Genomic DNA, 8512 nt, shown 5'->3' on the forward strand with positions numbered 1-8512 from the left:
GTTAATCTTGCTAGCTGTGGCTAAGCTATGTTTTTTTATTTACGATTCAAAAGATTGCATCGTTACCAATTTGTTATACGTTCCATTGTGAGCAATCAGTTGATCGTGAGTTCCTTGTTCTACAATCCTTCCTTTTTGCATCACGACAATAACATCTGCTTTCTGAATAGTTGATAAGCGGTGAGCGATTACAATCGAAGTTCTGTTTTGCATCATGTTCTCTAAAGCAACCTGAACAAATTTTTCGCTTTCCGTATCCAATGCAGACGTAGCTTCGTCCAGAATCATAATAGGAGGGTTTTTAAGCACAGCACGCGCAATCGACAAACGTTGTTTTTGTCCTCCCGATAATTTATTTCCGCTGTCTCCAATATTAGTATAGATTCCCAAAGGAAGTTCTTTTACGAACTCATAAGCATTGGCAATTTTCAAAGCCTCGATGATTTCATCATCAGTAGCATCTAGCTTTCCTAAAGAAATATTAGCCTTAATAGTGTCATTAAATAAAATACTGTCTTGTGTTACCAATCCCATCAGGTTGCGAAGTGATTGCAGGTTCATGTCTTTGATGTTAACACCATCAATAGAAATTGTACCGTCATTAACATCATAAAAACGCGTTAATAAATTGGCAATAGTACTTTTTCCACTTCCGGATTGTCCCACAAGAGCAACAGTCTGACCTTTTTTGATTTCAAGAGAAAAGTCTTTTAAAACCGTTTCGTCTTCATACTTAAAATTAATATTTTGAACAGTGATATGATTATCAAAATCAGTTTTATGAATGGCATCAGTTTTAGATACAATTGGATTTTCCTGCTCTAAAATTTCAAGAACACGTTCTGCTGCTGCATTTCCTCTTTTAACACCGTAAGAAGCCTTAGAAATAGCTTTTGCAGGTGTTAGTATATTGTAAGCTAATCCCATGTAAGCAATAAACGAAGGACCGCTAAGTGTTTTGTCAATCAAAACCATTTGACCTCCATACCACAATAAAATAGCAATAACCGTAATTCCCATAAATTCACTTGCAGGTGAAGCTAAGTTTTGGCGATGCCCAATCTTATTTGATAAACTGAAAAAACGTTCCGTTGAATTTTGAAAAACAGTATTAAAATAACTCTCAGAATTATATCCTTTTACCACTTTCAGTCCACCAATAGTTTCTTCAATAGTAGATAAAAAAGTACCTTGTTCTTCCTGTGCTTTTGTGGATTGCTTTTTAAGTTGTTTTCCAATTAAAGAGATAATGTAACCCGAAATCGGAATAAAAATAAAAACAAATAAAGTTAGTTTCGTGCTGATCATTAACATTGTTGCTATCGTAAAAATAATCGTTAACGGTTCTTTTACAATAAGTTCCAATATGGCTAAAAAAGAGTTTTGAACCTCGTTTACATCAGCAGAAATTCTCGAAATAACATCTCCTTTTCTTTTCTCAGAATAAAAGGCTAAAGGAAGTTCTAATGTTTTTTTGTACAACGCATTTCGCATATCTTTTAAAACACCATTTCTTAAATACGTGATGAAAAACATTGCTAAATAATCAGCTAAGTTTTTTAGTAAAAAGATCGAAATGATAATCGCCACCATTATAGCTAAAATATAGCCCGGATCGTGATCGCCTTTTGTCGTAGTGATGTAGTAACTTAAATAATCCTCCCCATATTTCTGAAGATTTAGAATACCATCATATACAGGTTTTGTTTTCCTCTCTTGTGCCTTGTCAAATAAGACCTGAAGCATTGGTATTAATGCAACAAAAGAAAGTGTGCTGAAAAGCGCATACAAAATATTAAAAAAGACATTTAAGAAAGCATATTTCTTATATGGATAAATAAAAGGAATTATTTTTTTAAAATTACTCATTTAGTGATAGATGTTATTTTCTGCTATAGCAATGGCTCTTTCGAGTTTTTTGACTAACTCAATTGTGCAGACATCGTCTGCACAATTGTAAAGTCTTGTAATTTTTGTAATGAGTTTCTTAAAACATGATAATGTCAAGCTCGTTACTCATTTTTATTATTTCAATTGCATTCCTGCAATAATGTTCTGTATTTTTTCGTCTAAGTAGCTTTCTGCTGCATCAAAATCTAAAACCGATTCTATTGCTGCATTAACACTAATGTAGAATTTAATCTTAGGTTCAGTTCCGCTTGGTCTTGCGCAAATTTTAGAACCGTCTTCTGTGTAATAAATCAACACATTCGATTTCGGAATATCCATAGCCGATTCTTCTCCCGTCAATAAATTCAGCGCTATCGATGATTGGTAATCTTCAACCATAATCACCCTTTGTCCGCTGATTTCTTTCAAAGGATTCTGACGTAAATCAATCATCATCTGATTAATTTCCTCTAAACCTTCGATTCCTTTTTTGGTTAATGAAACTAAGTATTCTTTATAAAAACCATTTTCAACATACAATTGTAACAGTTCTTTGTAAACGCTGCTTCCGGCTGCTTTAGCCTGAGCTGCCACTTCACAAATTAATAAAGTAGCTGCAACAGCATCTTTATCTCTCACGGCGTCACCCACCATAAAACCAAAACTTTCTTCTCCCCCGCCAATAAACTCAAGCTCAGGAAAATCTTTAATCATTTTGGCAATCCATTTAAAACCGGTCAAACCAACTTTACACTCCACACCATAATTGCTGGCCAATTCCATCATCATTGGAGTAGATACAATCGTAGAACCTACAAACTGTTTACCATTAATTTTGCCCGCCTTTTTCCATTGTTTCAATAAGAAAGCAGTCATCAAAACCATCGTCTGATTTCCGTTAAGTAAAATCATTTTGCCATCATTGTTTCTCACAGCAACACCCAAACGATCACAATCAGGATCCGTTCCCACAACAATATCAGAGTTGGTTTTGTCTGCCAATGCCAATGCCATTGTCAATGCTTCCGGTTCTTCCGGATTTGGCGATTTTACAGTCGGAAAATCTCCGTTTGGTTCAGCCTGTTCCGGAACAATATGTACATTTTTATATCCGGCCTGAGATAAAGTGTCAGGAATTGATTTTATCGAAGTACCATGTAATGAAGTAAAAACAATATGTAAATCATCTTTAGCTTCAGCCGGCGTATTAAAACTTGCGTTTTCTATAGACGATTGTATAAAAGCTTTATCGATAGCCGTATCAATATATTCGATCAGGCTTTCGTTAGCATTAAATTTTATTTTGTCGTAATCCAGATTTTCGATTACATTGATGATTGCTTTATCTTCCGGTGGAACAATTTGTCCACCATCTTGCCAGTATACTTTGTAACCGTTGTATTCCGGTGGATTGTGCGAAGCAGTAAGTACAATTCCGCATTGGCAACCTAAATATTTAAGCGCAAATGATAATTCCGGAGTAGGTCGTAAGTCAGAAAATAAGTAAACGTGAATTCCGTTTGCAGAAAAAACATCCGCAACCACTTTAGCTAAAGTATCACTGTTGTGCCTGCAATCGTAAGCAATTACAACTTTCAAAGGTTCATTCGGAAAAACTTCGTGCAGGTAATCAGAAAGACCCTGAGTATTTTTTCCAAGCGTATATTTGTTGATTCTATTGCTTCCAACGCCCATAACACCGCGCATTCCGCCCGTTCCAAATTCCAGATTTTTATAAAAACTTTCTTCCAGTTCTTTTGGCGAAGTCGTCATTAGTTCCTTAACCAAAGCTTGCGTTTCGTTATCAAATGTAGGTGTCAGCCATTCATTTACAGCAGTTAAAATATTAGGTGCTATATTCATCATTTGTTGGTTTTGTATTTAAATTAAAGGATCAGATTGTTCAGGAGCTATTCCTGCTGTCCATTATATCTTTTATGGCGAACCCCGCCATAAAAGGATGCCATTCCCATCAGGGCTAGGACTTCAAGTTAAAAATTCACCTCTCGGGCAACCTTATAACGCGCTTCATTGCTCTTAGTTCTCAAAATAATCTCACCCAGAAAACCGGCAAGAAACAATTGAGTACCTAAAATCATATTTGTTAAAGCAATAAAAAACCACGGATTACTCGTTATTAAGCTGTATCGCATTCCGTTGTACATGTGGTACAATTTAGAAATTCCGATATAACCTGCCAATAAAAATCCGATAATAAACATTAGAGAACCAATCGCACCAAATAAGTGCATAGGTCTTTTTCCAAAACGGGATAAAAACCAAATCGTGATCAAATCCAGAAAACCGTTTATAAAACGCTCCATTCCAAATTTTGTCTCACCATATTTACGTGCCTGGTGTATAACTACTTTTTCACCTATTTTATTAAAACCGGCATTTTTTGCCAAAACCGGAATATAACGGTGCATTTCGCCCGATACTTCAATGTTTTTTACAACTGTATTTTTATAAGCTTTAAGTCCGCAGTTAAAATCATTCAATTCTACTCCTGAAGTTTTTCTTGCCGCCCAGTTAAACAATTTCGACGGAAGGTTTTTTGCCACGACAGAATCGTAACGCTTCTTTTTCCAGCCCGAAACCAGATCAAACTTTTGAGCCGTAATCATCTCAAACAATCCCGGAATTTCGTCAGGGCTGTCTTGTAAATCGGCATCCATCGTAATGATCACATCTCCTTTAGCTTTAGCGAAGCCAGCATGCAGTGCTTGTGATTTCCCAAAGTTCTTCATGAAACGAATCCCCTTTACATTTGGGTTTTCGTTAGAAAAACTTTCTATAATGTCCCATGAATTATCTGTACTACCATCATCTACAAAAATGATTTCATAACTGTAATTGTTCGATTGCATTACCTTAATAATCCAGTCGTAGAGTTCTTTTAATGATGCCTCTTCGTTTAGAAGTGGTATAAGTATAGATAGGTTCATTTATTTTTTATTCTTGTGTAGTTTTGCTTTTAAAAAATGCTGCGAAAATTAATCCGAAAATAGAGCTGACAACAATAGCAAAAACAGATCCTTTAAGTAATTCTACAGTAGAGTAGGGATTCGTTAGTTTCATTTTTGCAATCGTTTCATTAATAACAGAAGCCGGAGATCCAAATTTTTGCATCATCGTTGCTGTATATTTTATGATTAATTCGTTTAAAGTGTCTTTTGCACCAGGATCAATAACGTTAAATAAAAAGATGTTGAAAAGGGTAGAGATCAGAATCCCAATTACAGCTGCAATAAAATAAGTAGTAAAAGCTTCTTTAAAAGGAAAAATTCCGTTTAAATCTTTCTTTGTTTTAGCGAGCAGGATAATACTTAAGGTCAGACTTATAACCAAACCGATAAGTCCCATCCACCATGCTGTAAACAGATTCAGATCAATTGCATATATTGTGGCAGTAATTAAAGCTGATGCAACTCCAATCATTACACCAAATGTAATTCCGTTCTTTTTTATAACTTCATTAATCATATTTTCTATATGTTTTAAAATTAATCCACAAATATAGCAATTCCCAATATATTCAGACAGAAAAAAAGCTTTTTGAATTTAACTAAAAAAAAAGTGACCCAAACATTTGTATATTAAAAAAGAATTGTAAATTTGCAACCTGAAAATAATTAAAATTTTTAAACAAAAAAGAGTAGTGTTTGTTTACACCTTTTTCTAACCATGAAAAAGCTTCAAAATAAAAAATGCTCTAAACAATAAATAAAAGAAAAGATGAAAAAAGGAATCCACCCAGAAAATTACAGATTAGTTGCATTTAAAGACATGTCAAATGATGACGTTTTTATCACTAAATCTACTGCAGATACAAAAGAAACAATTGAAGTTGACGGAGTTGAGTATCCAGTTGTAAAAATGGAGATTTCTAGAACATCTCACCCTTTTTATACTGGTAAATCTAAACTTATCGATACTGCAGGACGTATTGATAAATTCAAAACTAAATATGCAAAACATACTAAAAAATAGTATTCGTTTTAAATTATACAAAAGCCTTCCAATCGGAAGGCTTTTTTTATGCCATAAAATCAGTCTTTTGTACAAAGCCTGAAAAAAGAAATTGATCTTGGTGAATTCTTTTTACATTTGAATGAAATAATAGCAACGAAAATCAAAATCAAAACTAAGATGGAAGCACTTAAAGCTATTTTTATCGATAAATTAGGATTAGAGCAACACCACTACGAAAAGTTTGCTAAGGAAATTCGTTTTAAAGAAATAAAGAAAAAGCAGTTTTTAATTCAGGAAGGTGCTGTTTGTGATTTTATAGCAATAGTAACTTCAGGCAAACTCAGATCTTTTGTTCAAAATGACGGAGTTGAATTTAATAATGATTTTTATCTTGAAAATAATTTTGTTACTGCCTACACAAGTTACTTAACGCAAAATCCAACCAATTGCAATATCGAAGCTTTGGCTGACAGCGAAATACAGTATATCACGTTAAAACAATTTAATAAATTGATAGAAGACGATTTTGCTTTTTTGAAATTGGCAAAGTACATATCTGATATTTTCTTTATTAGAAAATGCAGAAGAGAAACTTCCTTTCTGAAAAATTCAGCTGCGGAAAGACTTGAACTGCTTTACAAAACATATCCGGGAATAGAACAACAGATTTCTCAATATCATATTGCTTCTTATTTAGGAATAAAACCAGAATCATTAAGCCGCATAAAACTCTTAACATACATCAATAAATAAGTCTTTATTTAAATTGAATTTTGTACTTCAATAATCCATAAAAAATTGAAGTATGCCAGCAATTCATTTAAAAATAAGCGGGAAAGAAAATCCTGCTTTAGCAAAAGAACTAGTCCAAACCATTAGTAATCTTACCAAAGACATTTTAAACAAAAAGCCCGAAGTTACAGTCGTAACAGTTTCCTTTATTCCAGATTATCTCTGGTTTATTAATTCGCAATCTTTGGCGGAGTTAGGAAAGAACAGTTTCAATCTTACTATTAAAATTTCAGATTCTACCAATCTTAAAGAAGACAAAGCAAGGTTTATAGAAGCTTTGCATACCACACTTGCAGCAAAACTGGATAATCTTCATCCAGTTAGTTATACCGCTATAGAGGAAATGAAAGCCGATGCTTATGGTTATGACGGACTTACGATTGAGTATAAAATCATACAGAATAAGATTCTAAAAGCGTAGCATTTTGGCTAAGAGAAGAAAAAACAGTAATCTATTTAAATAAGCAGTAATGAGAAAAACAGCAATAATGTCAATTTTATTTTTGGCAATCCTACCGTTTTACGGACAACAGAAAAAAGACAATACCAAACAGATTCAAGACATTATTACAACATATTCGAGAAGTGTAATAGAAAAAGATTCCATTTCGTTTTATGCTTTGTTCAATGAAGATCATGTCGTTTGGTCTGCGGCCTATAAAGATAGAACGCAGGCAAAAGAAAAGGAGATAAAAGGAGTGGAAAAAGCAGGAAGCAATTATTTTTCAGGATCCTATAAAAGATTCATGCGAGGTTTGTTTAGTCATAAAACAACAGAAGATAAGTTTGACAACGTTACAATTACCAACGATGGTACAGTAGCTTCGGTAACAATGGATTATAGTTTTTGGGCAGATGGTAAAATGACAAACTGGGGTTGTAAGTATTTAAATCTTATCAAGAAAAATGGCGAATGGAAAATTACAAGCGTGATTTATTCATTAGAATTAGCAAACTATTTTAAACAGCCGGAACTGAAAGAAAGGAAAGGGAAATAATGAGCGTTTTCATGCTTGGGGTGAATTTTAATACCTAACAGGTTTTGAAAACCTGTTAGGATAACGCGTCTCAATTACATTTCCTTCCAGGTCTCCAAGACCTGTTAGGTATAGAATATATCCTCCGCTAGCGCTAGCAGAGAAAACGCTGCAAGGCTTTCGCAACCTTGTAGGTTTACGTAGAAATTTATTGATGGTTATATAAGAGGTTAATTCTATACCTACAAGGTTTTGAAAACCTTGCAGGAAAATTAACGATAAGAATAACGTTATTATAGTTTTCGTTTCCTAACAGGTTTTCAAAACCTGTTAGGTATAAAATGTATCACTTGTAAAATAATATAATTAGTCGTTAATTTTTTCAACTTGACTTTCAAGTAAAAGCTGACTAGCATCGAGCATTTTGATTACGTGAATATAAGGTGTAAGTAAATCAGAATCAAATTCTACAATAGTAGGACGTAACGCTAGATGAATTACTTCACAAAGGAAAAATTCGAAGTCGGCTAAGGAATGTTCTGTAAAAGCATTTTGAAATACAATAAATGGATTTTCGTATTCTTCTGCGGTTAAAGAAGCCAGCGAGAGAATTGACCTTTTTTCAGCAGCTATTTCGGTAGTCTTCCATTTTTTGCTTTTGTGTTGCAGAGCTGAACAAGCCCTCAGAAAAGAGCGAAAAGCGGTATAGGTAAAGAACACATCGCCGGGACATTCTTTTTGATAGACTTCATCTTTGCTTCTGTAAAAAACTATTTCGCTTAAGGTTTGTTTGAAGAAAGCCAGACTTTCACATCCTAAAAAGGCATCAACAACTTCAAATGGATTTTCTAATTCCTGATGTGCCCAAAAATTAGTTT

Annotated in this window: 9 protein-coding genes; 4 read left to right on the forward strand and 5 right to left on the reverse strand. The window is 33.9% G+C overall.

The window, feature by feature from the left end:
• Window positions 1–39: 39 nt before the first annotated feature.
• From B0A66_RS20595 to B0A66_RS20610, 4 genes are all read right to left on the reverse strand, one after another.
• Window positions 40–1869, reverse strand: a complete 1830-nt coding sequence (locus B0A66_RS20595; protein ID WP_089051734.1) for an ABC transporter ATP-binding protein — start codon at window positions 1867–1869, stop codon at window positions 40–42.
• Between the two features lie 156 nt (window positions 1870–2025).
• Complete coding sequence (locus B0A66_RS20600) at window positions 2026–3753, reverse strand: phospho-sugar mutase (protein WP_089051735.1); 1728 nt, start codon at window positions 3751–3753, stop codon at window positions 2026–2028.
• 128 nt (window positions 3754–3881) lie between these two features.
• Window positions 3882–4838, reverse strand: coding sequence for a glycosyltransferase family 2 protein (locus tag B0A66_RS20605; protein ID WP_089051736.1), 957 nt, complete (start codon window positions 4836–4838; stop codon window positions 3882–3884).
• A 7-nt stretch (window positions 4839–4845) separates the two neighbouring features.
• Window positions 4846–5376 carry a DUF4199 domain-containing protein gene (locus B0A66_RS20610; protein ID WP_089051737.1) on the reverse strand — a complete coding sequence of 177 codons (531 nt, stop codon included), beginning with the start codon at window positions 5374–5376 and terminating at the stop codon, window positions 4846–4848.
• 252 nt (window positions 5377–5628) lie between these two features.
• Between B0A66_RS20610 and B0A66_RS20615 the strand changes: the two genes are divergently transcribed.
• The 4 genes from B0A66_RS20615 (at window position 5629) to B0A66_RS20630 (ending at window position 7655) form a co-directional block, all read left to right on the forward strand.
• The gene (locus B0A66_RS20615) at window positions 5629–5883 is read left to right on the forward strand and encodes a type B 50S ribosomal protein L31 (protein ID WP_089051738.1); all 255 of its coding nucleotides are present in this window, start codon (window positions 5629–5631) and stop codon (window positions 5881–5883) included.
• A 159-nt stretch (window positions 5884–6042) separates the two neighbouring features.
• Complete coding sequence (locus B0A66_RS20620) at window positions 6043–6618, forward strand: Crp/Fnr family transcriptional regulator (RefSeq protein ID WP_089051744.1); 576 nt, start codon at window positions 6043–6045, stop codon at window positions 6616–6618.
• A 52-nt stretch (window positions 6619–6670) separates the two neighbouring features.
• Window positions 6671–7078: a tautomerase family protein gene (locus B0A66_RS20625; RefSeq protein WP_089051739.1), complete on the forward strand. Its 408-nt coding sequence runs from the start codon at window positions 6671–6673 to the stop codon at window positions 7076–7078.
• Between the two features lie 49 nt (window positions 7079–7127).
• The gene (locus B0A66_RS20630) at window positions 7128–7655 is read left to right on the forward strand and encodes a Cif family virulence factor (protein ID WP_089051740.1); all 528 of its coding nucleotides are present in this window, start codon (window positions 7128–7130) and stop codon (window positions 7653–7655) included.
• A gap of 345 nt (window positions 7656–8000) precedes the next feature.
• Here B0A66_RS20630 and B0A66_RS22995 read toward each other — a convergent pair.
• Window positions 8001–8512 (reverse strand): hypothetical protein (locus tag B0A66_RS22995; protein WP_089051741.1); only part of this gene is annotated, 512 nt, incomplete at its 5' end.

This window comes from Flavobacterium hercynium (assembly GCF_002217285.1).
Lineage (GTDB): Bacteria > Bacteroidota > Bacteroidia > Flavobacteriales > Flavobacteriaceae > Flavobacterium > Flavobacterium hercynium.

Coding starts and splice junctions, on each gene's coding strand:
- B0A66_RS20595 (WP_089051734.1), bottom strand. CDS start 1,869: ATGAGTAATTTTAAAAAAATAATTCCTTTTATTTATCCATATAAGAAA.
- B0A66_RS20600 (WP_089051735.1), bottom strand. CDS start 3,753: ATGAATATAGCACCTAATATTTTAACTGCTGTAAATGAATGGCTGACA.
- B0A66_RS20605 (WP_089051736.1), bottom strand. CDS start 4,838: ATGAACCTATCTATACTTATACCACTTCTAAACGAAGAGGCATCATTA.
- B0A66_RS20610 (WP_089051737.1), bottom strand. CDS start 5,376: ATGATTAATGAAGTTATAAAAAAGAACGGAATTACATTTGGTGTAATG.
- B0A66_RS20615 (WP_089051738.1), top strand. CDS start 5,629: ATGAAAAAAGGAATCCACCCAGAAAATTACAGATTAGTTGCATTTAAA.
- B0A66_RS20620 (WP_089051744.1), top strand. CDS start 6,043: ATGGAAGCACTTAAAGCTATTTTTATCGATAAATTAGGATTAGAGCAA.
- B0A66_RS20625 (WP_089051739.1), top strand. CDS start 6,671: ATGCCAGCAATTCATTTAAAAATAAGCGGGAAAGAAAATCCTGCTTTA.
- B0A66_RS20630 (WP_089051740.1), top strand. CDS start 7,128: ATGAGAAAAACAGCAATAATGTCAATTTTATTTTTGGCAATCCTACCG.